This window comes from Streptomyces aureoversilis (genome assembly GCF_042657885.1).
GTDB classification, from domain to species: domain Bacteria; phylum Actinomycetota; class Actinomycetes; order Streptomycetales; family Streptomycetaceae; genus Streptomyces; species Streptomyces aureoversilis.
In genome coordinates this window covers 1-25,501 of record NZ_JBHSKJ010000004.1, presented here as the reverse complement: position 1 = coordinate 25,501, position 25,501 = coordinate 1, and the positions used below count along the sequence as shown (strand labels likewise).

General features: G+C 69.7%; 18 protein-coding genes, 1 tRNA gene and 2 pseudogenes. 12 read left to right on the top strand and 9 right to left on the bottom strand.

Annotation, left to right across the window (positions count from 1 at the left end; all coding sequences use genetic code 11):
* Positions 1-1,976 precede the first annotated feature (1,976 nt).
* Both ACFPP6_RS07920 and ACFPP6_RS07915 read right to left on the bottom strand, forming a co-directional pair.
* Positions 1,977-2,924 (bottom strand): alpha/beta fold hydrolase, encoded by a 948-nt coding sequence (locus ACFPP6_RS07920; RefSeq protein WP_382038563.1) that lies wholly within the window; start codon positions 2,922-2,924, stop codon positions 1,977-1,979.
* A 1,056-nt stretch (positions 2,925-3,980) separates the two neighbouring features.
* The gene (locus tag ACFPP6_RS07915) at positions 3,981-7,067 is read right to left on the bottom strand and encodes a helix-turn-helix transcriptional regulator (protein ID WP_382038561.1); all 3,087 of its coding nucleotides are present in this window, start codon (positions 7,065-7,067) and stop codon (positions 3,981-3,983) included.
* A 335-nt stretch (positions 7,068-7,402) separates the two neighbouring features.
* Here ACFPP6_RS07915 and ACFPP6_RS07910 point away from each other — a divergent pair.
* Positions 7,403-7,479, top strand: a tRNA-Met gene (locus ACFPP6_RS07910).
* 1,622 nt (positions 7,480-9,101) lie between these two features.
* Here ACFPP6_RS07910 and ACFPP6_RS07905 read toward each other — a convergent pair.
* Positions 9,102-11,123 carry a Z1 domain-containing protein gene (locus ACFPP6_RS07905; protein ID WP_382038559.1) on the bottom strand — a complete coding sequence of 674 codons (2,022 nt, stop codon included), beginning with the start codon at positions 11,121-11,123 and terminating at the stop codon, positions 9,102-9,104.
* The gene (locus tag ACFPP6_RS07900) at positions 11,120-11,896 is read right to left on the bottom strand and encodes a hypothetical protein (protein WP_382038557.1); all 777 of its coding nucleotides are present in this window, start codon (positions 11,894-11,896) and stop codon (positions 11,120-11,122) included. Before ACFPP6_RS07900 ends, ACFPP6_RS07905 begins: the two co-directional genes overlap by 4 nt.
* Positions 11,897-12,093: 197 nt before the next feature.
* Between ACFPP6_RS07900 and ACFPP6_RS07895 the strand changes: the two genes are divergently transcribed.
* From ACFPP6_RS07895 to tpg, 4 genes and pseudogenes are all read left to right on the top strand, one after another.
* On the top strand, positions 12,094-12,246 hold the full coding sequence (locus ACFPP6_RS07895) for a hypothetical protein (RefSeq protein ID WP_382038555.1): 153 nt from the start codon (positions 12,094-12,096) through the stop codon (positions 12,244-12,246).
* Between the two features lie 564 nt (positions 12,247-12,810).
* Positions 12,811-13,275: a recombinase family protein gene (locus ACFPP6_RS07890; protein ID WP_382038553.1), complete on the top strand. Its 465-nt coding sequence runs from the start codon at positions 12,811-12,813 to the stop codon at positions 13,273-13,275.
* 355 nt (positions 13,276-13,630) lie between these two features.
* A pseudogene (locus ACFPP6_RS07885) lies at positions 13,631-13,918 on the top strand (telomere-associated protein Tap); the annotation flags it as partial.
* A gap of 6 nt (positions 13,919-13,924) precedes the next feature.
* A pseudogene (gene tpg, locus ACFPP6_RS07880) lies at positions 13,925-14,480 on the top strand (telomere-protecting terminal protein Tpg).
* Between the two features lie 1,392 nt (positions 14,481-15,872).
* On the opposite strand, the gene ACFPP6_RS07875 reads toward tpg, so the two are convergent.
* Positions 15,873-16,211, bottom strand: a complete 339-nt coding sequence (locus ACFPP6_RS07875; protein ID WP_382038551.1) for a hypothetical protein — start codon at positions 16,209-16,211, stop codon at positions 15,873-15,875.
* Between the two features lie 328 nt (positions 16,212-16,539).
* Between ACFPP6_RS07875 and ACFPP6_RS07870 the strand changes: the two genes are divergently transcribed.
* Positions 16,540-18,039: a hypothetical protein gene (locus ACFPP6_RS07870; protein WP_382038549.1), complete on the top strand. Its 1,500-nt coding sequence runs from the start codon at positions 16,540-16,542 to the stop codon at positions 18,037-18,039.
* Between the two features lie 45 nt (positions 18,040-18,084).
* Positions 18,085-18,474 carry a hypothetical protein gene (locus tag ACFPP6_RS07865; protein WP_382038547.1) on the top strand — a complete coding sequence of 130 codons (390 nt, stop codon included), beginning with the start codon at positions 18,085-18,087 and terminating at the stop codon, positions 18,472-18,474.
* A gap of 687 nt (positions 18,475-19,161) precedes the next feature.
* On the opposite strand, the gene ACFPP6_RS07860 is transcribed toward ACFPP6_RS07865, so the two are convergent.
* On the bottom strand, positions 19,162-19,437 hold the full coding sequence (locus ACFPP6_RS07860; protein ID WP_382038546.1) for an ATP-binding protein: 276 nt from the start codon (positions 19,435-19,437) through the stop codon (positions 19,162-19,164).
* Positions 19,438-20,180: 743 nt separating this feature from the next.
* Between ACFPP6_RS07860 and ACFPP6_RS07855 the strand changes: the two genes are divergently transcribed.
* Positions 20,181-20,507 carry a MerR family transcriptional regulator gene (locus tag ACFPP6_RS07855; protein ID WP_382038544.1) on the top strand — a complete coding sequence of 109 codons (327 nt, stop codon included), beginning with the start codon at positions 20,181-20,183 and terminating at the stop codon, positions 20,505-20,507.
* Positions 20,508-20,537: 30 nt separating this feature from the next.
* Entirely contained in the window at positions 20,538-20,741 is a 204-nt protein-coding gene (locus ACFPP6_RS07850) for a hypothetical protein (protein WP_382038542.1), read from the top strand.
* A 280-nt stretch (positions 20,742-21,021) separates the two neighbouring features.
* On the opposite strand, the gene ACFPP6_RS07845 is transcribed toward ACFPP6_RS07850, so the two are convergent.
* The 3 genes from ACFPP6_RS07845 to ACFPP6_RS07835 form a co-directional block, all read right to left on the bottom strand.
* A complete protein-coding gene (locus tag ACFPP6_RS07845; protein ID WP_382038540.1) occupies positions 21,022-21,216 on the bottom strand; it encodes a hypothetical protein in 195 nt (64 codons plus the stop codon).
* Between the two features lie 250 nt (positions 21,217-21,466).
* Complete coding sequence (locus ACFPP6_RS07840; RefSeq protein ID WP_382038538.1) at positions 21,467-21,682, bottom strand: hypothetical protein; 216 nt, start codon at positions 21,680-21,682, stop codon at positions 21,467-21,469.
* A 2-nt stretch (positions 21,683-21,684) separates the two neighbouring features.
* Positions 21,685-21,906, bottom strand: a complete 222-nt coding sequence (locus ACFPP6_RS07835; protein ID WP_382038536.1) for a hypothetical protein — start codon at positions 21,904-21,906, stop codon at positions 21,685-21,687.
* A gap of 210 nt (positions 21,907-22,116) precedes the next feature.
* Here ACFPP6_RS07835 and ACFPP6_RS07830 point away from each other — a divergent pair, with 210 nt between their 5' ends.
* The 3 genes from ACFPP6_RS07830 to ACFPP6_RS07820 all read left to right on the top strand — a co-directional run bounded on the left by ACFPP6_RS07830 (position 22,117) and on the right by ACFPP6_RS07820 (position 24,641).
* Positions 22,117-22,422, top strand: a complete 306-nt coding sequence (locus ACFPP6_RS07830) for a hypothetical protein (protein ID WP_382038534.1) — start codon at positions 22,117-22,119, stop codon at positions 22,420-22,422.
* A gap of 137 nt (positions 22,423-22,559) precedes the next feature.
* Positions 22,560-24,059 (top strand): helix-turn-helix domain-containing protein, encoded by a 1,500-nt coding sequence (locus ACFPP6_RS07825; RefSeq protein ID WP_382038532.1) that lies wholly within the window; start codon positions 22,560-22,562, stop codon positions 24,057-24,059.
* Positions 24,060-24,641, top strand: a complete 582-nt coding sequence (locus ACFPP6_RS07820; protein WP_382038531.1) for a hypothetical protein — start codon at positions 24,060-24,062, stop codon at positions 24,639-24,641.
* The last annotated feature ends 860 nt before the right edge of the window (positions 24,642-25,501 follow it).

Genomic DNA, 25,501 nt, shown 5'->3' with positions numbered 1-25,501 from the left:
AGGTCCTCCTGGAGCTCTGATTTCTCTGTTGGCCGGCCGGGATCACATCCCGCTCGAACCGGCGTTTCTGTCCTATGAGTGGCAGGTATTGGCCGGCGAAACAACATCGGTTCCTCGTCCCGGACGGCTCCGGACAGCCCGGACGCTGTAGCCGCAGGTCAGGCGAGTGACGATCATCTGTCCCGGACAGGGCGGCCCAGCTGCCCCGCGAGGTCGGACAGGCGGACCCTCGGTGGTGAATCCGCCGTGCTCAGCCATGACGCGGCTGCAACGCCGAAGCTGGCGGGAAGCGGACTACCAGGCTCCTCGGGAGCCGGGCTCGGACTACGGATGATGCGGGTCAGTTTCCTGATCCGCAGTCACGGCCTGGCCTGTAACGGGCGAAGGGTGCTGGGGGAGGCGTGTGGCCTGGTCGCGCCGGGGTGCGGATAGCGTCGGTCTGCTGCATGGATGTCATTTGTGGGCACTGCTCCCTCGTGATGGTGGTGCCGGTGCTGCTGTCGAGGGGGAAGCAGTACGCGGCCAAGTGGGCTGCTCCGGTGATGGGCTCGGGGTGTGGCTGCGCGTTTCGGGGGCTCGGGTTGTGCGGGGAGTGAGGCGGTGCGGGGGGGCTTCGGGGGTTTCCAAGGACCGCTGATCCCCAGCCGCAAGGGCCCCGGAGGTGGGCGTCCGGGTTCTGTGCCGCGTAGCCGGTGGGTCTGGCTGTCGGTGCTCGGGCCCGGGGCGTCGCCCTGGTCCCGGTCCTGGCACCGGGGTGGGCGGCCAGGCCCGCCGCTTCCTCTTCCGTGTCTGCTGTTTGTGTCGTGCGCTGTTTCGGCCTGTCCGGCCTCCGGCCCCTGCATCGAAGGTGCTGCCGCGGGCTGGCGTCTTCGGTGTGAAGGTAAGGTCACGTCATTGCCTTTGATCTTGTGGTCTGTGGGGCGGGTTCGCGTACTGGTTTGTGCATGCTTCATGCCGCTGTCCAGACCGTTCCTGTCCCGCTGGTGGTCCTCGGCGGGATCGCCGGCCTGATGGAAGGGCTGGAGCGCTTGGCGGAGGCGGCCGGAGAGTCTTCACGTGCGCGGGGGACGTGTGTGCCTGTAGGGGGCGTGTGAGTGAACTCATGCTTCAGTGGCCGTGGATCCGGGGGAACGCAGTCTCCTTCCAGGCGCGTTCTGCGGGCGCGGTGAATGTCCGGTGTCGGGGGGCTGCCATGAAGGCTGTGGGTGTTGCGGCTGGGGGCCGTCTTCAGGTTGACGGCAAGGCCTGTATCGGCGGCAGGATGTATCTCGTTCTCTCGAATGGCGCATGGGCTGAGCTGGTGCAGGATGCCGTTCAGGTTTCCCGTGGGGTCGGGGCAGTATGACGATGCGCGGAGGTGTTTCCGGCGCTGCGGTGCGGTTTTCGCGGTGGCTGCAGTCTTCGCCGGGTTCGCTTATGCCGTGGGCGGCGGTGTCTGATGACGTGATGAGGGAAGCCCTCTGGCACCCCGGGGGTGCCGGGGGTCCGTCTCCGGAACCGGGGCGGGGCCCACGGTTGTTGTCAGTCGAGGCCGGGATTTCGTTTTGCTGTGCCGTGGCATGAAACACGGAATTCTTCCGTGCACGCTATGCCGCCGCAGGGTCCGTTGCCGGAACAAGATTGTGCGCCGTCTCCGGGCCGAGGATGTGCCCCGGGGCCGGAGACGGCGCAGCTGCTCGTTGAGGGGCCCCCGGTTGCTGTGATGGAGTGGGCTGCAGGGGGGGTGCTGGTTTCGGCGCTGCCGTCAGAGGGCTTCTGCTGCGCCCGTGCGCGGTGGTTGCCCGTTTGCGCAGCCTGGGCGGGGGGATCCTGGTGGGGCCTGTACGTGGCCTCCCCGTTTCCCTTGCCCTGCCCTGGAGGCGTCCCGGCCCCGGGGGAGAGGGTGCAGCCGGCCGCCGTGGCGGCGGCGCGGCGGCGTAGGGCGGGGGAGCGGTTCAGGTTCCGCTCGGTCCGCCCTGCCGGGCCGGCTGCTTCTGTTACTTGTTTGCAGGCTGGGGGCTGGGCGGGGTGGTCTTTTGCGTGGTGGTGTTGAGGTGTGTCAGGAGTGCGTCGGTGACCGGCCCTATGGCGCCGGTGGTGAGCATGTGGCCCATGCCGGGGATCGTTTTCAGGTGTGCGCCGGTGATTGCTTGGGCGATGAGGTGGCCGTGTCCGGGTTTGACGGGTTCGGCGGTGCCTTCGATGACGAGGGTCGGGGCGGTGACCCGGGCCAGCGCGCCGACCGGTTCGCTGTCGAGGTCTGCCATTCCGGCGAGCCGGTGGTTGGCTGCGGTGCGTGGGTCGCGCATGCGGTCGTGGAGGCGTTCTTCGAGGCGGCGCTGGGCGTCCTCGTCGAACTCGGACGGGCGCTCGGTGCCGTGGAGGACGCGGGCGAGTTCGATCTGGAAGTCGATGGCCTGGGCCCGGGTGGCGGGGGGCGGGCTGGTGGCGGCCTGGCGGAAGAACGCGGTGAATTCCGGTGCCGGTTCCGGCAGGCTGCCCTCGGGCTGCGCTTGGCCGGTCAGGGCGCGGACGAGGACTTGTCCTTCGTGTTCGCCCAGGGGTGAGGAGCCGATGACGGTGAGGCTGTCGACACGCTGGGGGTTCTCGACGGCGATCCACTGGGCGAGGAGCCCGCCCGCCGAGTGCCCCACGAGGTGGGCCGAGCTGATTTCCAGGGCGTCCATGAGGCCTACGGCGTCGGCTTTGAGGTCGGCCCAGGTGTAGGGGTGTTCGGTGAAGTCGCGGGCGGTGGAGCGGCCCACGTCCCGGTGGTCGTAGCGCACGACGTGGTGGCCGGCGGCGGCGAGGCGGCCGATGAACTCGTCCGGCCAGAGCAGTCCCTGGCTCATCGAGCCGGCTATGAGGAGTACCGCCGGGTGGGAGGGGTCGCCGAACTCTTCCGTCCACAGCTCGATGTCGCCCACCGTGACCATGCGTCCCATGGCTGACATTCCTTGCCCCCGCTTTCGGTGTTGCGTGCTTGGTGTTCGTGTTCTCGTTGTTGTCCGCCTGTCGTTGCGGACAGGCAGAACTCTGCCGTCCCGGGTCCACCGGTGGTATCCGTAGGACCACTGGTGCCGGGCCACTGGCGCCCACGGGTGGGGTGCCGGCCCGTCACCGGCGGCAGGCGGTCCGGCCCGGTCAGGGACTACCGGTGGCGGGCCACCGGCCTCCCCGCCTCCCCGCCGACGCCATGGAGCCTCCTGCGGAGAAGCACGCACGGTGACAGGCGGCCGCCGCGCGGCCCGGCCCCGTGCCGTCCGGTCAGCGCCTGCCGAGGCTGCCCCGCGGCGGGTGGCGGGTGGCGGGCCGCGCGGCAGCCGCCTGTCACCTCGGCCGGCGGTCCAGGCCGGTCAGGGCCACCGGCGTTGGTCCACTGGTCTGCCACCGGTGGATCGGTCCACCAGGGCCACGGTCGGCTGGTCCATGGGTCCACGGGTCCGCCGGCCCCGCCGGTGCTACAGCGCTTTCTGCGCCTCCATCGGTGGCGTGCGGGCTTCCTCCCACCGTGGCAGGTGGTCCGGCCGGCCGGTCAGGGCCGCTGGTGCCGGATCACCGGCGGCTTCCCACCGGTGCCACGGAGCTTCCTGCCGGGGGGCATGGTGGCAGCCGGCCGCGTCGTCCGGCAGGCGGATGCGGGGGCTGCCTTCACTGGTGGTGTGCGGGCTGGTCCGTCACCCGCGAGGGCGGTCCGGTTCGGACAGGGGGGCCACTGCGCGCGGCGTTCGGCGACCGCAGGCCGGCGGACGGGCCCCGCCGTGGCGCTGGACGACTGGTTTCCCACCGGTGCACCAGTCCACCGGTGCACCAGTCCACCGGTGCACCAGTCCACCGGTGCACCGGGGCTACGGCCCACCGTTCCACCGGCCCCCCGGTTCCACCGGCCCACTGTTCCACGGGTCCACGGGTTACGGCCCACCGGTCCCACGGGTGCGCCGGTGCACGGGGGTTACAGGGTTTCTTGCGGCCTCACCGGTGGGGTGCTGGTTCGTGGTCTGTTACTGGAGCAGGCGGGCGAGTTCGGTGCGGGAGGTGATGCCGAGTTTGGGATACACCTTGTACAGGTGGTATTCGACGGTGCGGGGGCTGAGGAAGAGGCGGGTGGCGACGTCTTTGTTGCTCACTCCTTCGGCGACGAGGCGGGCGATGCGCAGTTCCTGGGGGGTGAGGGTCTGCAGGAGGGCGGGCCGGGCGGGTTCGGGGCTCTCGCCCGCTGCCCGCAGCTCGCCCTGCGCGCGCTGCTCCCACGGGGTGGCCCCGAGGCGGTGGAAGGTTTCTGCAGCGTCGCGCAGGTGGGGGCGTGCTTCGTTTGCGCGGCGGTCGCGGCGCAGTCGTTCGCCGAGCAGGAGTGCGGTGCGGGCCCGGTCGTAGGCGGTGGCATCGTGGTCATCGCCGGTGTTGAGGAGCTCGAGGGCCTGCTGCAGGAGAGCGGTGGCGGCGTTGTCGTCGGTGGTCAGTGCTTTGCAGCGGGCGAGCGTTGCTTGTGCCCGGGGTGAGGTGGCGTGGGCCGACCACCGTTCCAGGAATGCGGTGGCGGTACGGGCGGCCGCGTGGTCCCCGGCTGCGGCGGCGGCTTCGACCCGGTCGGCGGTGGAGCCCCACGCCACGACGGGGTGGCCCGCGCCCGGTCCTGCCGTGGTGAGCGCGGTGAGCCGTTCGTGGGCGCGGTCGTGGCGGCCGAGGCCGAGGTCGAGAAGGCCCAGTGCGTATGTCGCGATCCCGGCGCGCAGTCCGAGGCGGTGCGGGATGGCGATGGCCAGGGCCTGGTGTGCGTAGGTGCGGCAGTCGTCTTCGTGGCCGCGGACGGCGGCGCAGACGGCGAGGTTGGCGAGGTGGGCGGCGGCGGAGTTGTCGAGGCCGGCCTCCCGGGCGAGGGCCAGGCCTTCCTGGGAGAGGGCGGTGCTGAGCGCGTAGTTGCTGTTCATGCGCTCGGCGGTGGCGGCGTTCTCCAGGACGACGGGCAGGGTGCCCACCATGCCGGAGACCTTCGCGACGCGGCCGGCGCGGGCGCCGTGGCGGGCGGCGGCGTCGCTCTCGCCGAGCAGGCTGGCGGCGGCTGCCGCCCACAGCAGGTGGGCGGCGTGCCGCCCGTCACCACCACCGCCGTCACCGTCACTGTCACGGCCGCCGCTGTTGCCGTCGCCGGCGAGGTCCGGGACGGCGGCCAGGGCACGGCGCAGCAGACGCGCGCCCTCACCGGTGTCCCCGGCGTGCCATGCGCCCATTCCGGTCAGGATGTCGCGCAGGAACGCATCGGCGGCATCTTCGGACCCCGCGGGTGCCCCGGAGGGGAGGGCCAGTTCGGCTGCCCGGCTGCCGATGAGCACGGCGGCGCCGGTGTCGCCGACGTAGGAGGCGGCCTCGGCGGCGTCGGCGAGCAGGGCGAGGACGATCCGCCGGGCAGCGCCGGTACGCGACGGGTGCGGCGCACCCGCCAGACTGCGCGGGGCCACGGTGGCGGGGCCTTCAGGCCCCGCCACATGCCCGGATGCCACATGCCCGGATGCCACATGCCCGGATGCCACATGCCCGGATGCCACATGCCCGGATGCCACATGCCCGGATGCAGCGGGCCCGTCCGCCGTCCTCCCCTCTCCTGCCCGCTCGTCCGTGATCCGCCCGTCCACCGGCAGCCCACCCACCGGCAGTACGTGCGCGGTGGCGCGTTCGGCCGCGTCCAGGAAAGCCCGCAGTGCCTCGGCAGCATTACCGGAGGACAGCTCGAACCTGCCGCTGAGCTGCGCGATCTCGGCCAGCAGGACAGGATCCTCGGCGAGGTCCCGGGCGGCTGCGAGGGCGGACTGCGCCCGCCCGGGATGCCCGCCGAGCCATGCCGCCGCCGCAGTGTCCTTCAGCCGCCGGGCTCTGCCCCGCTCGTCCGGGGTCAGTTCGGCGGCCCATGACAGCATGCGTGCGGCGTCGGCGTAGCCGCCGCGGGCGGATGCCCGCTCGCCGGCGGCGGCGAGTTCGGCGGCGGTCTCCTCGTCGGGGCCGGTTGCGGCCTCGGCCCGGTGCAGGGCCCCGCGGTCGCGGTCGCCCGCTGCGGACAGCAGCGCGGCGAGGTGGCCGTGCACCGCGCGGCGCGCCGCCGGGCCGGCCCCGGCGTGTACGGCGGCGCGGATCAGCGGGTGCCGGAAGCGGATGTCGGCAGGCCGGATCTCGACCACACCGGCAGCCTCGGCGGCATACAGCGCATCGGGGGACACGCCGAGCCGCTCCCCGGCCGCCCGTATCAGACGGACGTCACCGCGCCCTTCCAGGGCGGCAACGAGCAGGATGAGGCGGGTGTCCTCGGGCAGGCGCGCGATCTGCTCCCCGTAGACGGCGGCCATGCCGTCGCCCAGGGGCAGCGGGTCGGGCAGCGGCGCCCGTCCCGTCAGCTGCTCCGTACTCAGCAGGCCGGCCGTCTCCCGCAACGCCAGCGGATTGCCGCCGGTCGCCGCGGTCAGGACATCAACCACAGCAGGCGCAGGCCTCACAGCCGTGCACGCCGCCAGCACCTCGCCCGCACCCCCGGTGTCCAGTCCCGCAAGGTCCATGGCGGGCAGGCTGCGCAGCGCCTGCCTCGCCCCTGCGGTGTCCCGGGTACCGATCAGCAGCCCCACCCCCTCGCCCCCCAGCCGCCGGGCCGCGAACAGCAGGGCATCGGCAGAAGCCTGGTCGACCCACTGGAAATCATCGACGACACACACCAGCCCCCCGGCCGCGGCCGTCTCCGCCAGCAGGGACAGCACGCCGGCCGCGACCAGGAACCGGTCCTGGGCGGCCGCAGGCTCCGCCAGCCCCAGAGCGGCGCGGACCGCGTCCCGCTGCGCCCCGGGCAGTGCCTCGGCCAGGGCGGTCACCGGGCGCAGCAGCTGATGCAACGCGGCGAAGGCCATGCCGGACTCGGGCTCCGCACCGGTCGCCGACAGCACCCGCACGGGAGCGGCACGACGGACGGCGTAGTCCAGGAGGGTCGATTTCCCGGCGCCGGGCTCACCGCGGAGCACCAGGACCGGGCCGGCGCCGGAGCGCACCTCCGCCAGGAAGCCTTCGATCGCTTCGAGTTCGCTCTCACGCCCGCTGATCCGCTCGACCACCATGTGCTTTGCCCGTGCCCCCGGTGAACGCCGCAAGGACGGCCCGTGCCGCCCTCCCTTTTCGGCGCGGCCGACTGTACCTCCCCGGCCCCGCACACCATTTCCCCAGGTCACACCCCAGGCTGACCAGGTCACACCCCAGGCTTCCGAGGTCGCACCCCAGTCTCACCCTCCATCCCGACATCGTCCGCCGGGTACGACGGCACCCCGTCCGGGCGGACCGCGCTCACCCCGCCGGCACGAGCACGCCACCAGCATCGGCTCCGCCCCGCACAAGCCCCCGGGCCGGGAAGTGGTAACCGGTGCCCGCTGTGATGGCGTACGGTGGGGTCTGCCGACGCGGGGTGGAGCAGCTCGGTAGCTCGCTGGGCTCATAACCCAGAGGTCGCAGGTTCAAATCCTGTCCCCGCTACCACTGACAGGGCCCGGATCCATCATGGATCCGGGCCCTGCCGCGTCCGTGCTGCAACTGACCAGGGGCAGCTACGCCCTTCGCGGCCTCCTGCGCCGGACCGTACGGGGTGTCGCGGCCCCGCAGCTGTCCCGGGAAGCGGATGGCGGCCGGGCCGGCGAAGGCGAAGAGCGCTGGAATGGGGCTGACCCCGACGGCGTAGCTGCTCCTCGTGCACCCCGGGGGAGAGACAGAAGACCCGCCGGCTTCCGTCGGTCTCCGGCCTGTCCTGTCTGCTCCCTGCGCTTGCGGGGTGGATCCTCGCCTCCGAGCCCCGGTATGGCGGGGGCCGGCTGCTCCTGGTGTACGCGGGGACGGGCCTACGGCTGGGCTGCATGCTCTGCCGGACGTTTCCTGTTCCGGTGCCCGCGGGATGGAGGTGCCCGGTTCCCCGCCGTCAGCCTCGACACCGTGTGTGCTCCTCATGTGCGTGGGGATGCCCCCTGCCCGAGGCCGGCTCTGCGATCGAGTTGCGGGGACGGATCCCGGCTTGATGCGGTGCAGGATGAGGGTGGGACTGTCCTTGTGTGCGTGGGGGGACTGCGCGGATGTTTGGGTGGTCTGGTGCTGCTTTCCGGCACGTGCGGGTTGCTGTTCCTGCCGCAGCCTGAGTACATGGGATGTTTTCGCTGTGCCTCCTTTGAAAAGAAGGTTGCATTGCGGGCTGGCGTCTGTGAATCGAAGGATCAAGCGACGCTGGTTCTTGATCATGATTGGTCTGTCGCTGGTGCTTGGGCCACCGCGCCGTCACGGTTCGTTGCCCGGTGCGTCGTGATACGGAATCACGACGCACCACAGGGCCGGCCAGGACCACTTTGCCCGGAGCACGAGCCGGTGCGTCGTCATCGAGGAGATCCAGGGTGACGTGCCTGGGCAGGTACCGGCACTCGGGGCTCATGCCCCGCCACTTCACCGGCGTCCGCCTCGATCTGACGCGCCTGGTGCACGGCAGCCTGCGGTGCTCCGCCCCGTGAGCCGGCCGCATCCTGATCCCGGCACCCGTCAAGCACCGCTCCAGCGGCCGTATGCCCATCTGCGTCCTGGAACCGGTGAGCGGTGCGAACGAGACCAGGCCAGCTCGTCGGTGTCCTCATCAACCACGGTGGCGGCCGATGGGTTGCGGCATTCCACTTCACGGTTCAGCCCATCGTGCGCTGAACGTTCCCCCACCGCTGCAGCCATCTGCCCGTCCGGCATCTGTGGCACCCGGATGCACCCGGCGGTCGGCTCTGCCACTCGGCCCTCCCGCCGGGCGTGCGGGTGGGGGTGAAGACGGCCGGGGCCGGCGGGCCCGGGATAGGTGACGTGCCGGCTGCACCCCTGTGATGCCTCCGGTTCATGGGGATGCCGCGTGCCCGGGCAGATCTTCCGCGCGTACGCCGCTTCGTCAAGCCGCGATGACAGCCCCGCGCAGGAGCGCCCGGGTGGGCAGTGGGGCAGCTCCCGGCCATCACCAGCGCTTTGCCAGGTGTCAGGAGGTCTTTCAGGGCAGGCCGGGGAGAGGCGGAGCAGCTGTGGGCCGGGCTCCGCCTCTGGGCTGGTGGGGCCGGTCTCCTTCCCACCGGCCCTTGCACGCACCCCGCGGCCTACCCTGCCGATCCCGTTCCGCAGGGATCTGGCATCAGCACGCCCGAACCCCGGCGGGTCCCGGCGGCCTGGTCCCCGGAACGGTGGGAGTGCCATGGAGAGACTGTGTTGATGCCCCTGCCCGTGTCGGCCTGCCTGCGTTGCCGGGACAGGTGATCCGCGGCCAGGGCCGGTAGTTCGGCCGACCGGAGACGGTCCGCCCCAGGGGAAGCGGCGATGGCTTGCAGCTGGGATCTGAATGCGACTTCGGCACGGCACAGCGACTCGAAGCGTTCCTTCGCCCGGATCCAGTCCCCGTCCTGCCCTGCGTCGAGTTGCACGTACATGCGGACGAGGTCCCGGTACCCGTGGTGCCGTCCGAACCATTCTCCGAACAAGCGGACTCCTGCACCGTCCCCTGCCGGCTGCCGAAGATGTGTGACCGTCAGTCCTTCCACTTCGAGATCCCCCGGCGGCACTGATCCGCCGACCAGGATCTTCCACAATCTCCGATGCGTGGCTCTCATTCCGGCCACAGGACTCGGTGAGGATCCGATCCGTTCCGCCGCGTCCCGGATGTACGGCAGCAGATCCTCGAATGCCGCCGGAAGGCAGGCCCCTTCCTCGTAGGAACCGGCACCTCCGAGCAGGTCGGTGTCGAAGAGCCGGTTCAGCCGTTGTGTGCTTCCTCCTGTGCTGTAGTCCGCTTCTTCCCACAGGCGCAGCAGCCTTCCGGAAAGCTGCTGCTGTTCCGCGGTCCTGTTCGTCCCGTGCACCAGCATGGTGTGGTGCCGGTAGTGGTAGCTCCGGCTTGTCGTCTGCCTGAACAGTTTGACTGCCCCGGTGAGCACGAACATGTCCAGGGCCTGCCGCAGGCTGCCGTCGTCGTCCCCGGACATGCCCTGGTCCCGCCACAGCCGGGCTACCTGCGCCTTGCCGTCGCTTACCTCATACGCCCCGAGATATCCGTCCGGTCTGGGCAGCCTGATGATGTAGTCCGCCGGGAAGGGAGCTCCCTCCCCGGCCGGGTCGAGCAGGGAACGCGCAAAGGGTGTCCAGGCGTAATTGACGTACTGAGACCGTGGCAGCAGTTCCAGGAGTCGTGACACGAGCTCACTGGTGACGGGACGTACGTGTCCTGGACGTACCGCGTTCACCGCGGACCACGGGTCCGGCTCGTCGTCGATGACGAGCGCCGGGACCTCCGACAGGCCGGTACCCTGCGCGGCCAAATCGCGTACCAGTCTGCGCAGTATGCTCGCGTTACGCTTCACGGCCAGCAGACGTGGCGCAGTGTGCCGCAGGTTGTATTCCGTATTGAGCGGGAGCGCCGGATCCCGCCGCCCGAATTCCCAGAATGTACTGTCGCTCCCTGTTCCCCGGTAGTCGTGTTCGGTGGTCGTGCCCCGCAGAACCGGATCCTGTTCCCCATCCACGAGATGCGCGTCCAGTGCCTGCTGGATCTGAACGCGCTGCACATTCTGTGGGCCGCTGACCACAATCACCAGCCGGTACCCGGCATCCAGGGCTTTGGCAGCCAGAGCGGTGAAGACGTGCGTTTTCCCTGACCCTGCATGGCCCATGACGAGTCCGCGCGACCGCCACGCGTCCGGCCGGGTGGGTTCGGCGAGGTGGCCGAGCACCTCGCTGCTGCTGTGGTCGAGGTACGCGGCGGCGTGCTCGGCCGGCTGCCCCAGGGAAGCAAGCGCAGCCTGATGACGTGACCAGTATCCGCCGGGCCGGGAGACCGGGCTGCGGTCCTCGTGTCCGAGGTCGCCTTCGGCCGAGTGTTGTGTGTCTTCGTATCCGTCGTCGTCCATGGGATCGGTGATGGAGGAACCAGCCAGGAGCGCGAGGAAATCGGCGATCTCGTCCTGCTCGGCCGTGACCGGCATGCCGCCTTCCGAGAAGTGTTCCAGCGCCTGTTCCCATGCGGCGTACCGCTCGTCCGTGCATGTGCCGTCGGCCGCGTTCGGGACGAGGATGTCCCATGCGCGACGAGCGGTCTGCTGCAGGGCGGATGCGGTGTCGGGCGTCTTCATGCGGGCCTCCCATCGGATCCCTGGTCGCGTGCTTTCGTCGTGAATCGACGCCAGATTCCCTCGGCGGAGCGGTAAGGGAGGCCGAGTTCGGTGGCGATGTCCTTCGGCGCCCGGCCCATCCCGCGCAGCCGGATCATGGCGCGGACCGTCTCGCCTTCCCCCCGGAACCGGGCGTCGAGATCGGCCCAGTTCTCGGCAGCCGTGAACTGATCCGCCGCCCCAAGGGCCGGCGGGTCCGGCAGGTCCTCCCCCATGTCCTCATGCTCTCGGTACTCCTGGGAGGCGGCCCAGGCCTTCGCGACGGTGGAGAACTGCAAGATCACCATGTTGACGAAGGTGGTTTTCAAAGACGACCGCTGCGGGTCCCATCTGCCGTCCTTGAGTACCTTGTGCAGCACTCGGGCCCCGGCCAGCAGGGCGTCCTGGGCGAGGTCGTACCGGGCGATCTCGTCGTGCCGGAGAAGCTCCCTCAGGGCCGGCGAGAGGGCAGTCACCGCGCGCCCCATCCTCTTCGCCCTGTCGAGCATCCTTCCGTCCCTGATCCAGGCCTCCACCGGGCCGCGGCATTCCTGCTGCAGCATGCCGATGAACACATCCCATGCCGGACCCTGGAAATCGTGCCTGCGCAAGGCCTCCACCGTCCGGATATCAGCTGGCCGGGCCCCGCCGAGCGGCTCCTGCCCGTCCCCGCGTGCCCGGGAGCCGGCGGTACGCCCGCCTTCCGGGGCGGCGGGCGACTCCGCGTCGCCGCCTGCCGGTTCTGCCCACCCCACGAACGGTCCTCCTAGACGATCGGACTCCGGATCGAGCCACTCCTTCCGTCTTCTAGGTACGTGCACCCGCGGTTTCCCCCGTGGCCATTCTGCGATCCACGTCACACCCGGGCCCGCGGGGGCGGATGAGCACACCGGCACCTAGACGGTGGATAGCGGCTGACACGCCGGTCGGCCCCGTCATCCAGGAGCAGCACGTGCCCACACCGCCCCCCTTCGACATCCGCACCCTGGTCTTCCTCGCCCTCGCGATCGGGTCGGGTGCGGCCGCCTTCCACAGCGCGGCCTGGGCCGTCGCGATCGGCACAGGTGCCGTCGTCTATGCGCTGCTCGCCGGCCACGTGAGATGACCGCGTCGGCGTACCCGGCCCGGTACGAGGCACTCGGGGGTGAACCAGGCACATACAGCCCCGCGGGATGAGGTCCGGCCCTGCCCGGCCGTCCAGGTGAAGACCCTGGACCGGCGGCGTGAGGCCGCCCGGGTGGGAGGGCGGGGGCAAACCCGGACCGCCGGCGGGAGCACTCCCACAACTGCGTGCCGTACCGTCGGACGCGCCGGGCGAGCCCGGTTCCGGGCAGGACGCTCTTGCCGAGCAGGTCTGCGGCGCCGAGCTGGTCGTGGTGGTCGACGGCCAGGTCCGGGCGAAACCAACGGCGCGTCATACACCATCCACAACGGTGCCGGCGGCACGAGCGTCTGTCTCTGCACGACCTCTGCCCCCACGAGCAGGACCGGGGCAGACCACAAGGGGATGCGCCCTCCTGAGGCCTGACCCCGCCGGGCCCAGCCCGCCGCCGGCCCGCTCAGGCCCTTCCTGGAACAACCCGGCAAGCCGGTCAACTCCAACGCCCTGGCAGATCTCGACGCTGCCTACCCCCGCGCGTGGGCATGCCTGACCGCCTTGTCGAACGTCATGGAATCCGGGACCGGCGGAGAGGACATTTACACCCTTCCGCAGGAGCCGCAGCCCGAACTGCCCGGTGCCCAGGAGATGTTCCACGCGGAGGCCAGCAGTGTCCAGCCTGTCGCCGGAGGCCAGTCCGTACTGGCCTCCGGCACCGACCCACGCTTCGACCAGGCCTTGATCCACCTGCTGCGGCAGGTGAAGAACCAGCCCGGCTTCACCGTCCCGCTCTCCGCGCTCAGCCGGCTGTCACGCAACAGCGGCAAGCAGCTGCGCGTCCTGGAATTCCTCCTGGCGCATCAAGCCACTGTCGTGACGACGAACTACCTCCTCGGCCCTGGCATCGTCGGTGTGCGGGCCCGGCCGATGGTCAAGCCCGACTCCTACGACCTGCGGCGCAGCATGAAACAGACACGCGGTCTCGGGCCTGCCCACACCAAGCTGCTGAAAGCACTGAGGCGAGATCACATCTAGGACCTTCTGGTACCGCCCGTGGACGCCGCGCCCCCAGTGCCACCGGGCTCTGTCGTGGAGGGCGGTGGCGCCCCCTCCGCATGCACGATCGCTTCGCGCGTCTTTCGCGAACCTGAACAACCCGTGGCCTGCCTCGGCACGACGTCCATGCTCCCCATTCGCCGTCTGCCGTTGGCGCGGTTCAGCTCTCCACGGCCAGGGCATGGTCGAAGAACCGGTGGCCGGTATCGATGCGGATTTCACGCACGCCGGCATAGGGGGGAGGGGGTCGTTGGCGGCAGCGATGACCTGGCAGGCGTAGCCGTCGGGGGAGGAGCCGTCGGCGATATCGATGAGGGTGTCGATCAGGCGCAGGCACCGCAAGCTCGCCAACATGGCGAAGCTGACAGGCCTGTACCCGCTGGCCGTCCTGTCCGACTGCGTCGTCTACCCGAGCCCCGGCCGCTCGCCGCTGGACTTCCTGCCCTACAGCGCCTCCGGCAAGCCGCAGCCCGGCGCGTTCCGCCTCGGGCCGACCCCGGGCCGGGCGAAGGTGGAGGGCGTGCAGGAGATGTCCTGGGCGGTCGACCTGATGGAGCAGGGCTTCAACCCGGCCCGCCACATCAAGGGCGACGGTCGCGACGCATCGCTGGACGAAGGGGAGCAGACCGTGGGGGACATCGACGAGGCCATCGAGCGCGCCGACCAGGAGGCGTTCACCCGCGAGCCACCCAAGTCTCCGCCCAGGCCCGCGTGAACTTCCTGATCAAACGACTCAAGACGACCAAGGCCGTCGCCCAGGAGCTCGGAGTCACCCAGCGGTCGGTGGAGCGCTACCGCACCGGCGAGCGCAAGAACCCGCCGAAGCCCATCGCCGACCGCATGGACGCGGCCGTCCGCGCCCGCTGGCAACCGCAGGTCCGCAAACGGCGCCGCCGCAAGGCCGCCACCGCCACCGGCATCACGGCCGAGACCCGCGCACAGTTCGGCTACACCGCACCGATCGGCACGACCGACGACGGCTGCTTCCACCGCCTGACCGCCCACCTTCCCCCGGCCTACGCCCGCCGCCCGTTCGCTGCCAAAGAGCAGGGAGCCGACGATCAGCAGCTGCGCAACATCGTCGCCGAGGGGCTGCAGGAGGTCTATTCAAGAACGGCGGACGCCGCGCAGCGGGCCTCGAGGCCGCCTTCACCGGCATCAACTCCTTCGACGTCTCGTTCTGAGGCCGGGCACGCGCCGACCGTGGGCTGCGCGAAGGTGAGCCGAAGCACGATAGTTGCCACCAAGGCCTGCCCGGTGTCATCAGGCGAACCAGGCCGCTGAAGGGAAGATCCGTGGGCACAAGTGCATACTCCTGTCTCGATGACGGCGCCGAGCCGGCGAGGGCCCGGGCGGCTTGGCCCGAGACATGTGAGGCTCTCGCGGTGGGAACCGGGGTGGGCGGCTCGAAGCCATCGGCCGGCGCCCCTTCGGTGTCTTCCTGCGGATCGACGGTGCTCCGGACGCGGTCGGACTGGCCGAGATCACGGCAATGCCTCCCGGGGCCGAACTGCCGTACGTTGGTGCGCACGTCACGGGCACAGTCCTCGGGCATGCCGAGCACAACCACCAGGTGAAGATCGCGCTCACCGAGTGGACAGCCGCTGGAACCACGACGGCAACAAGACTGCAAACCTCCCGACGGCGACAAGCAGGGTGCCTCGGTGGTGACAAGTCCCCTGCTTCGCCCCCCGCAAATGGCCAGCTGGCACAAGCCCGTTGGTGACACCCAGCGTGCTTCGGCACACGGCCCGCCCGCCGGCGGGTTCTGCCTCCCGGCCCCCGCTGCGCAAGCACGTCAAGAAGGGCCTGAAACTGGCCCAGGCACCGGCAAAGCACCTGGGCCCCGGGTGGGTCGTGCCCTACGGGGATGAGCGGCACGGCTCAGCGAAGTGCGTGTGCGAGGGATGCCAACACCGGCACTGGACCCTCGATGCACACGACAGTCCGCCTCATCCCCTTCACACGGTCGTCGAGGGCGAGTACAAGGGGGGTCCGCCCCGCGCCGAGGGATTCGGTGACCGCGCCGGCGATCCCGCTGCTGCTCTCGGACTCTCCGACGACCTGGTCGACCACTTGTACAAGCCGTCGGCCGACTTCCATACCAACGTGGACCTTTACGTGCGGGAGCGTGACAAGGAAAGAACGATGCCTGCCGCACGGAGCCGTACCGCCGCGGTGAGGAACCGACCGAGCGGGTGGCTCGCGAGCTGGCCCCAGGCAGGACCGTGAGGTACGGAAGGCTCGCTTAGCGGGCTCCTTCCTTCGGAGGGACGGGGCTGCCGGGCCTCGCCCCACCGCCATATGGCATACCGGAATGGGCAGAGCGAAGGCCATGCCGAGGGCGGCCACCGCGCCTCCGCCGTTCCGCAGCGCTGCGCCACCGGCCCTGGGGGCCGGTGTGCGGGGCAGGGCCGGCGGCGGCCAGGACCACAGCCTCGGCGGCCCTTCCCCCCTGGACCCGGCTCGGAAGACAACTTCATGCTCACGCCCACGACCGTCGCCCCGGCGCTGGTCGGCTTCGATCACCATCATGAGGCAGCCCTCGGACCCGCTCGTCTCAGGTTGACCGGGTATCAACTGGCCCGCCCTGCGGGTGGGGCGTCTTCGTGGGCGAGGGCGGCGAGCAGGCTGCCTCCGGGCTCGAGGGCGTGGAGCCGCCCCGCTGCCGAGGGCGGAGACAGCAGTGCAGTCGACCGGACGCCGGGGGCGGGGTGGCCGCTGCTGTTGTCGGAGTCGGTGACGGTGATCAGGAGGAGCAGGGCGGCCAGTACGGCGCCGTGCTCGCCTGGGGTGACGGCCCGCACGAAGGGCCCGAGCGCTTCGGCGAGACCGGCGCTGACGTGTGTGATGCGACGTCGGCCGCCGCGGGAGATGACGGGGCGGGCAGTGGTACCGGTGGAGGGAGCGGTCATCCAGTCTGAAACGAGAATGGCCGCCCGAAGTACCGATCGGGAGCCCCGCACCGTCAGCGTGGGGGCGCAGCGCTGCTCCGGCAGAACGGCGGAGGGATGCGCCGCCTGGCGGATGGTGCAACGAGAACGCGTAGACGGCAGGGCCCCGACCCGTGGTCGAGGTCCTGCCAGGTTTCTGGTGCGCGGCGGGTGTGGCCGGCACCGTTGGGAGGAAAGCCCTCGCGGCAACGGCCTTCCTGAAAGGCGAATCGCCGACACGGGCCGCTGCGGGTCTCCGCGTGCGCCTGCGGCTCAAGCACTTTGACGTGGCAATGTCAGAATATCGATCATGGAAGACCGTCGGACCGAGCAGCCCCCGCCACCCCGGGAAGCCCTGCCTCCCGAGCCCGTCGACGCTCCGGAGCCGGCGGCGGCAGAGGATACGGACGCCGGCACAGGCCCGGCGGACGCGCCGGAACCCGCAGGCCCACGCGAGGCGGACACCGGGCAGGCGGACGACGCTCCGGAGCCGGCGGCTGCAGAGGCAGTCGACAGCGCACCGGAGAAGACCGACGCCCAGGAACCGGGGTCCGAGCAGTCCGATGCCGGCGCCCCGGATCCGACGGATGCGGAGGGCTCGAAGGAAACGGGGGCCGAGCAAGTGGACGAGGCCCCGGAGCCGGAGGCCGTAGAGGAAACCGTCAGTACACCCGAGGAAACCGGCACTCCGGAGCCGGAGGCCGAGCAGCCGGGCGCTGACGCCGCGGAACCCGAAGATGCGGCAGACGCAGACGCAGACGCAGACCCGGGAACCGGCCCGGCAGACGCACGCGAGGCGGATGTCGAGCAGACAGACGACGCCCCGGAACCGACGGACGCAGAAGAAAGCGACACTCCGGAGCCGGAGGCGGCCGAGCAGACCGATGCCCCGGAACCTGTGAATGCGGCGGGCGCAGACTCCGAATCAGGGCCCGTAGAGGCCCACGGCGCGGGCGCAGAGCAGACGGATGACGCTCCGGAACCGGCGGCTGCGGAGGACTCCGGCGACGGGGAGGTGGAAGGGGCTGATGCCCCTGCGGAGGACTCGGCGGCAGAGGAGCGGGCCGAGGTGCCGGACACCGTCCCCTCGGAGCAGTCGGAAGGCCTGTCCGACACTCCGGAGCCCGGCGATGGGCCCGCTAGGGACGGTTCGGGTGACGAGGCTCCTGACCCCTGGGAGGCTCCGTCCCCTGACAGCGCGGCGGGAGACCAGCTCTCGTCCTTCCACGGTGAGGACACCGCGCTGCCGCGCGGCGCCGACGGCGTCTCGCACACGATGCGGTCCGACTACGTCGCACCGGACGACCCCAAGTCGAGAGTTCCGGCGTCTCCCGAGGAGCCCGGCGATATCGTGCTCTCGACCGGCGACCATGTGTACCTTGAGCCGGACCTGACCACGATCGGGTATGACCAAATGACCCAGCTGAACCGGGAGATGACGGCCCGGACCGAGGGCCACCACGACATCATCGTGCACGGTAACGACAAGGGCTTCTTCATGCCCGGCAGGAAGAACGCCGCTGGGGTGGACTTCCCGCCGGGTGAAGTGAGCGCGGGTCACATCGCCGAGGCGATTCGGAACAACCCCAGCTACAAGGGGGGACCGATCAGGCTCATCTCTTGCCACACCGGTGCCCTCAAGGAGGGTGCAGTGGGCATTCCCGCCGCCCAGGCGCTGGCGAATGAGATGAAGGTTCCGGTGACGGCGCCGACGCACGAGGTGGGTATCTATCCGTCCCGTGGCAAGGGTCAGGAACCGGAGGTGCAGAATGGTGGCTATTGGCGGACCTTCCTTCCCCTTCTTGACTGACATCTCCACTGCCGCCTCGACTGACCCAGCGAAAGGAACTGCCCCATGAAGGTCCTCGGTTTCCACGAAGAGACCTGGCCCGCAACCCCCGGCTCCGTGGGCAGCATCCGTGATGTCGTGAGGAATGCGCCCGGCCCCGACGAGCAGGGGATCGCGGCCTACCTGCGCGGCGGGCACGTGCTCTTCGCGTCCATGGGTGTGGTGGACGACGTGCTGGGATCGGGTGAGACCATCGTGGGTGGTGGTTCCCTGTTCACCGACGGTGAATGGGTGTGGCGAGGAGATCTCTCGTTCTACGTGACCACTTATCACCTTGCTCTGCCGGACGAGTTCGTCGGCCGGGCCCGTGCAGCGGGCTTCCAGGTGCCCGCAGTCGGGCAGGAGCGCCTCATGGAACTGACGGACGCGGTGCAGGCGCTCCGGTCGGCGAAATAGGCGTGGCAGATGCGATGCGGTGACCCCCTGAAGCTCAGCTGTGAATTCAGAGGGGGCGCTTCTGCGGACAACGCCACTCCCAGGCCGCCAGGAATACGATCTAAAGGAACGGGTTGAGGAGCTCACGTCGCGACCGGTCGTCGACTGCAGGCGCCTGCGTGAGTGAGCAGAACGGCATGGGAGCGACATCGGACGGAGTTGCGCTGATGACCTGCTTTGGCGACCTGCCCGGCACGGACTTCGACGGGCAGCCGACGGTGAAAAGTTGAAGGAGCAGCGCGGGTGAGGCCAGGGCGTCGAAGGCCCTGACTCCGGGTGAGCGGTGCGGTGGTGCAGTCACGAGTCGTTCCCCTCCTCGGCTTACGCGGGGCCACGAATGTGATGTGCCCGCGTCTTCAGCCGTGCGCCGGCGTGGGTGGTGGGACGTCGTAGGTGACGGACCACCGCTCGTCCGGCACCACCAGATCCGCCGTCTCCACCGCCAGGCCGCCGGTGTCGTAGTGGGTGCGTGGCCAGCGAGGCAGGATACGGAAGCCCGGCCGCGCACGTGTGGCTGAGTGCCCGACGGCCCATGAGTGCGTCAGGTGGCCCGGGGGAGCATGAGAATTGGCCCGGCCGAAGCCCAGGGCGGCCATGCGCTTGGGGTTGCAGGGTGGGGCAAGCGGTGCAAGGCCCTTAAGGGTGGGGTCATCGTGGTAGGCGGACGTGGATGATCTTGACAGGTCCGGGGCCGGGAGTGACGGCTACCTTGCTGGTGAGGTAGCGGATCATGTGCCATCTGAACCCGCCGGAGCCACCGTTGAGGTCGGGGGCACGCTCGCGCCGGGGTGCGGGGTTGAGGTTGCTGACAGCGACGTCCACCGTGCCGGCGGTGGTGGCGAGGCGGAGGATGTAGCGGCCGCCGCCGTGCCGCAGGGCGTTGGTGGTGAGTTCGGAGACAACAAGAGTGAGGGTTTCCGCCACCTGGGGGCCCTGAACGGGGCCCAGGACGTCGGCGAAGGTGCGGGCGATGCCACGGGCCCGAGTGATGTCGGCAGAGCTGTGGCCTTCAAGAACCCCTGGGGTCGTGGGGCTGCTGTGCGGGTCGTCTTCGTGTTGTTCATGCGCTGCCACCCTGCCTTTGCGTCGGCTTGTGCCCGCCGAGCCCGGCTTCAACCCTGGGGGGCACTCTTTCGGGTGCAGGTGAGACAGAAGTCCAAGCGTCACCCCTGAAGAAAATCTGTAGCGGTGACAGTAGACATGGGCTTGTTGCGGGGTTACTGTTTTTTCGTACCCACGGAGTCGAAGAGGGCACGGCAGAGATGAACTGCCGTGCAAGCAGGTCAAGCAGTAGGCGGAACGGCAGTGGAGTGACGGGGCCGGGAATCGTTGGGTTCCGGCACTGGCTGCCGGGCCGGGCGGCCCCAGGGGCCGCGCGCAGTACCCCGCGGTATCCAGCAGTACAAACCCGAGTAACCGAATGAGGTAAGGAGCAGACGCCATCAGGATCGCCCGGGCGAGGAAGAAGTCCGCCCGGGTACCGCAGGCCCCGGATTGGAAGGTGGTCCCCGGTCACGCAACCGCGATCCCCGCAGCTCCGCCATCCCAGGCGGACCAGCGGAAACAGACAGCCGGCCCAGTCAGCCGGTAGATGGTGTTGAAAGCTCGGGGCCCGGGTGCCAGTACGGCACCCGGGCCCCTCGACGCGCCCCCGAAAGAAGAGGTCTATGCCCCCTCGCAGTACCCGCCCCGCCGACAAATTCGACGACGACGACTACCCCGCCTACACCATGGGCCGGGCCGCCGAGATGCTCGACACCACCCCCGCCTTCCTCCGCGCCCTGGGCGAGCACCGCCTGATCACCCCCCTGCGCTCCGAAGGCGGCCACCGCCGCTACTCCCGCTACCAGCTCCGCATCGCCGCCCGCGCCCGCGAACTCGTCGACCAGGGCACCCCCATCGAGGCCGCCTGCCGCATCGTCATCCTCGAAGACCAGCTCGAAGAAGCCCTGCGCATCAACGAGGAGCTGCGCGCCCAGGGCACCACCTCGTAGCGGCGTTCGATACCGACCTGCCCGAACCGATTGCTACTCCGGAACGACCTGATCACCCGCGACGGCGAGTGGTGGCCCCACCAGGGCGGCTGGGCCTATACCATTGACGCGCTGTTCGGCCCGTGGGTGACGTTCGCCGGCGGGGCCGGCTTCATCCTCGTTCACTACGCGGGCCCGGTGGTTGCTCACGAACTGGCCGTCCGGCGCTTCGCCCGGCGCCTGCGCCGCCGCTGACCCACCGGCGGCCGCGGCAGGGCAGGTTCGAGTCGGCCTGGCCGAGGCCTGCCTCGGCCGCCCGCCCCGGGCACGAGCCGGTGCAGGGCCGGGCGGGAGACTGTGCGGGTGACCGTCGCCGCGCCACCGGCTGTGGGATCTCAGATCCCGTGGCCGAATCTCAGGTGTAATGGCCAGCCCGTGGCCGACCGGCCACGGGCGTGAGACTGCCTGCCCGGAGCCAGGCGGAGACAGGGATAGCGGTGCTGGCGGGCGAACCGTCCGTACAACGGAGCTCCCGCTAGGAACCCGATTGTGCGACCACCCCAGTCAGCCACCAAGCGACGATGAGCCCGCCCGGCAGGACGAGCAGCCCCGTGATGAACATCCACGTGACCGCCGGAGTGGTGCGTGCGGCCACCTTGCGGCAGAGGAACAGTGCCAGCACGAAATAGAGGGCGAGAGGAAAGAAGAGCAGGCCAAGGCCGGCACCCACGGCGTCACACCCCTTCTGTGGCACAGGAGTTGATGCCGGACCGGGGACTTCGATACGCAGTGGCTTCCCTCATGCCTTGCCCTGACATCAGCCACCCCCATTTTGAACGCGTTCAGTTCAGGGGTGGATCATAGCTCTGGGCGCACAGGGCGAGGAAGCCTGCATCCGCTGGAAACACCTGGCATCCCCCATGGCACCTTCTGGGCTCACCTCGGTCGATCTCCCCACCGCACTCTCTGAGGGTTCTCCGTCACGTGTCCGTCATCCTGACGATGTTCGCCAGATTCAGCATGGGTACCTGCTCCGCGCCCAGCGACTTGGCGATGGCGTTGAACAGCTTGATCGCCTCGACTACGTCACTGCCCTGTTCTCCGCTGACACCTGCGTGCGGGTCCTTGTAGCCCAGCGAGTCGGCCACGCCCTGCGGGATGAAATAGGTCTGGTTGCCTGCCTTCGCATACGGCATGATCAGCCCTCCTCGTCCACGATGCCGCCGATGGCAGCCAGGACACCCACCGCAATCCTGTTGGCGACATCCCGCTGCTGCTTCGGATCCAGTTTGGAGACAGTCGCGGTGAACGCCGCCCACGCCTCCTGGACGCTCAGGTCCTTGGCGAGCTTGTCCGGCGCGTGCGCATTCAAGTACCCGCCGTTGGAGACGAGCTTGGTCGGATCAATCCCGAGGCCCATGAATTTCTCCTTTTATGAGGGGAAATACCCGTTTGAGTCTAGAGTGAAGGGACGGGCATGTCTCGTGATGTGCCTCTGGCGGGGTGACTCATCCTCCGGAGTGCGTCCTCCAGGCCGCTAGACGCCCCCCCTGGCCGAGCGCCGGCCGGGGGGAACGCGGCGGCGGAGCCGGTGCCGGGGCCCGTGTGGGTGACGCGGGAGACTGCGGGCATGACCACCACATCTCCCACGCCTGCCCTGCGCGACACCCGCGACCGCGAGGGCACCGGCCCCACCCTGGGGAGAGGCCGCCGCGCCCTGATCCCCGCCGACGACGACACCGACCTGCAATCGCCGGCCGCACGCGCCCGCGCAGCCCTGGCCGCCGTCCAGACCGTCCCGGTTCCCGTGGTGGTCCTGGGCGGGCTCGCCGGCCTGATGGAAGAGTTCGAGCGCCTGGCGGAGGCGGCCGGGGAGGACGCCAACCGGCAGGCCGCCCGGGAGACGCTGGCGTACCTGCGCGCCATCGGTGGCTGACGACCTGCCGACCGGCACGACGAACGGGGCCCGCGGCCAACGCGAGGGCCCCGTTCGCATGGGATCGAACGGAAATCCGGCATGCTGATTCAGGATTCTGTATGCAGAATCAGCATTCCCTAGGCTAAAATGGAGGCATGACAACGACGCTGAGCACGGAGGCGTTGCTGCGCCTCACGGTGACGGCCTTGATGACACAGACCGGCGAGCGCCAGACGGACCTGGGCGCGGGCATCGGCCTCTCGCAGACGCAGGTCAGCCGGAAGCAGAAAGGCCTGATGCACTGGTCCCTCGACGACTGCGACCGCCTGGCCGCGCACTACGGCATGACAGTCCTCGACCTGCTCGCCGGCCCGACCCACGCCGCATCCCGCCTGTCCCCGCACCACCCCACCCCCGGCCACGGCGTGCAGACCACGCTCCCCGCGGCCGCCGCCCCGGAGCAGACACCCGCAGCTCCTCCGGCCACGTTCGCCCCCGAACAGCCGGCCCCGGCCCCGGCCGCACCGGCACCCGCCCCTGCGCCCGGCCCCCCGCAGGCCCCGAACGAGCCTGCCGCGCCGCCGCAGAGCCCGGCGCCCGCCACCGCCCCCACCACGGGCCAGCAGCCCGTCACCGAGCAGCCAGCGGACACCCCGTCAACCGCCATCACCCGACGTCACCCTGCAAGCAGCACCGCCGCGCCGCTCATGGAACGCATCGGCGCGGCCGTCAAAGACGCCCTGATCACCGCCGAGGGCGACACCGAGGCAGCACAGGCCCTGCTCATCAAACAGGCCATCCCCGACGTCATGGAGCTCTTCCGGCAGTCCCGCATCGGCGGCCGCTACGAACACAGCGAATTCCCGCCCACCAGCGACATCCTCAAGAAGAAGTCCCAGAAAGGCGCTGACGACATCTGGGAAGGCCGCCCCAAGTGGCGGAACAACGCCTTCATCAAGGCCGCCAAAGCCTCTGACGTGCCGGTCGACGTGCACGTCCTGGACGTCAACGCCGCCTACCTGTCCGCCATGACTACCCACCTGCCCATCGGGCAACTGCAGCACGACACCTCAGGCACCCACCACACCAAGCGAGCTGGCATCCACCGCATCGAGCCCCCCGCCTGGGAGCACCCCGACCTCCCCAACCCCCTCGGCGCCCGCCAGGAACCCGGACCCCTCTGGGTCACGGAACCGACGCTGCGTCTTTTGCAGCGCTGCCACCGTGAGGAACTCTGCGAGGCACCGGTAATCCACGAATCGTGGACCTCCGGCAGCAGTGAGGCACTGCTGAAAAAACTCCGGGAAACCCTGCGGGATGTGCGCAAAGAAGCCATCGAGAAAGGCGACGAACTGACCCTGGAATACGTGAAATCCATGTATTCTAAGTTCGTGTCGACCATCGGTGAGTCCACTATGAATCGCGAGATTCGCCGCCCGGACTGGATGCACATCATCCGTTCCCAGTCCTTCGCCAACCTCTGGCTGAAGGCACGCAAGGCACACGCGGCAGGGCTCACCGTAGTAGAAATCTCCGGCACGGACGAACTCCAAGTAGCCGGTGGAGACTGGCGCAAGGTGTTTCCCGAGGGACGAAGCCTCGCGGAAATGAAGGAAAAGGACGGTAAGTCCTACACCCTTGGGGGGAGTCAGTAAATGGCCGGTCGCTGGAAGGATTTCGGGCACTACGGCGCCCAGGGCATGCCCGGGTGGGAAGCCCTGCAGAAGCAACTGCAGGAAATCGTCAAAGCAGGCGGCTTCAAGTCCCCCGTTGACTCCCCGCGTGGGCTCAAAGCCCGCCTGGGCTACCTCGACAGCCCCCGCGGCCGCGAAGCGCTCGCCGCGGCCGGCGTCACTGCCAGGCCCGCCGTCATCCGGGCCTGGCAGGCAGGCACCCGCAAGCCTCGCCCCGTCAACCTCGACCGCATCGAGCGCGCCTACCTCGAACACCGGGCCGCCAACCTCGTCCGCTCCGGTGCCCTGGCCCGCCACCTCAACAACGGCGGCCGCGGCACCCGCATGGAGATCTACCCCGTCGACCAAAGCCGCGTCCACGAAAAGCGCAGGCGCGACATCGAGCAGCGCAGCATCACCGTCCGATATGTATGGGACGACATGGTCAACGCCTGGGCCACCGGCGATGACCAGACCCTAGACGCCATCTGGGACGACATCATCTGTGACCTCGACTCGGAATACGACGCGTACAGTTACGTCTCCGCAGTCGGATTCGCCTGAGTCTCCATCAGCACAAAGCCCCCCGTTCCTGAATGGGGTCGGGGTGTTTTGGTATGCGGTTTTGGTATTCGTTGGGTTGGGTTTTGTGTTGGGTGGTGGATGCGTTTTTTGCATTCGTGGGTTGGGGGTGGGGTGGTTGGGGGTCGCGGGGGTTGGTGCCGAATCCTGATTGCTGACGTCTCGTCAGGTTTCCTCGTCGTGCTGTGCTGGGCTGCTGTGTGGCCGTCTGGCGTCCTCGTGTGGCGTCTTGCCCCCCTCCGTCTGTCGGTCGTTGTTTTGGCTGTTCAGCGGGTCGTTCAGGGGTCTTGGTGGGGTGTCGTGGTGGCGTCTGTCGGGTGCTTGCCGGTGGTGTGTGGGGAGCCGGCGCCGGTTGTCGGGTGTGGTCGGCCTCGTCGGGCCTGCAGGATTGGTGTAGACCTCTCGTGAGAGGTGTTTCTGATGTCTGGTCAGCTACGGGATCGGCCGGGGTGGCTTGACGGGGATTCGAGCACGGGTGCATGCTGTGATGGTCGGGAGCGCGGAGCGGTCCCGACGGGGAGTCGGCCGGAGGTCGGGCCCCGGGAGACGGCCCACGGCCTGGTGGTGGTGGAGCCCGGTCCCAGGAACTACACAGTGCGTCAGAAGATGCAGGTCAGAGGCATTTTGAGAGGCCCAGGACGGTCCGGCGGACAACAGCCGGCCCCCGACCGGGACCCCCTCTCCTTGCCAGCCCCACCGTTCGACCGCCACGGCGCCGCACCACCCCGCCGTTACCGAAGGTGACGGCCCGGGCCGGGACTCGACCTGGCGGCGCGGAGCGCCGCAGCCGTCTTGACGCTCGGAACGAGCGTCGCGTCGTGTCTCCGGAGGAGACCGCGCGC

What these genes read in the sequence shown, in the direction of transcription:
- ACFPP6_RS07920 (WP_382038563.1), bottom strand. Translation starts at nt 2,924, where the DNA reads ATGGGACGCATGGTCACGGTGGGCGACATCGAGCTGTGGACGGAAGAG.
- ACFPP6_RS07915 (WP_382038561.1), bottom strand. Translation starts at nt 7,067, where the DNA reads ATGGTGGTCGAGCGGATCAGCGGGCGTGAGAGCGAACTCGAAGCGATC.
- ACFPP6_RS07905 (WP_382038559.1), bottom strand. Translation starts at nt 11,123, where the DNA reads ATGAAGACGCCCGACACCGCATCCGCCCTGCAGCAGACCGCTCGTCGC.
- ACFPP6_RS07890 (WP_382038553.1), top strand. Translation starts at nt 12,811, where the DNA reads ATGGAATCCGGGACCGGCGGAGAGGACATTTACACCCTTCCGCAGGAG.
- ACFPP6_RS07875 (WP_382038551.1), bottom strand. Translation starts at nt 16,211, where the DNA reads ATGACCGCTCCCTCCACCGGTACCACTGCCCGCCCCGTCATCTCCCGC.
- ACFPP6_RS07870 (WP_382038549.1), top strand. Translation starts at nt 16,540, where the DNA reads ATGGAAGACCGTCGGACCGAGCAGCCCCCGCCACCCCGGGAAGCCCTG.
- ACFPP6_RS07865 (WP_382038547.1), top strand. Translation starts at nt 18,085, where the DNA reads ATGAAGGTCCTCGGTTTCCACGAAGAGACCTGGCCCGCAACCCCCGGC.
- ACFPP6_RS07855 (WP_382038544.1), top strand. Translation starts at nt 20,181, where the DNA reads ATGCCCCCTCGCAGTACCCGCCCCGCCGACAAATTCGACGACGACGAC.
- ACFPP6_RS07840 (WP_382038538.1), bottom strand. Translation starts at nt 21,682, where the DNA reads ATGCCGTATGCGAAGGCAGGCAACCAGACCTATTTCATCCCGCAGGGC.
- ACFPP6_RS07835 (WP_382038536.1), bottom strand. Translation starts at nt 21,906, where the DNA reads ATGGGCCTCGGGATTGATCCGACCAAGCTCGTCTCCAACGGCGGGTAC.
- ACFPP6_RS07830 (WP_382038534.1), top strand. Translation starts at nt 22,117, where the DNA reads ATGACCACCACATCTCCCACGCCTGCCCTGCGCGACACCCGCGACCGC.
- ACFPP6_RS07825 (WP_382038532.1), top strand. Translation starts at nt 22,560, where the DNA reads ATGACAACGACGCTGAGCACGGAGGCGTTGCTGCGCCTCACGGTGACG.
- ACFPP6_RS07820 (WP_382038531.1), top strand. Translation starts at nt 24,060, where the DNA reads ATGGCCGGTCGCTGGAAGGATTTCGGGCACTACGGCGCCCAGGGCATG.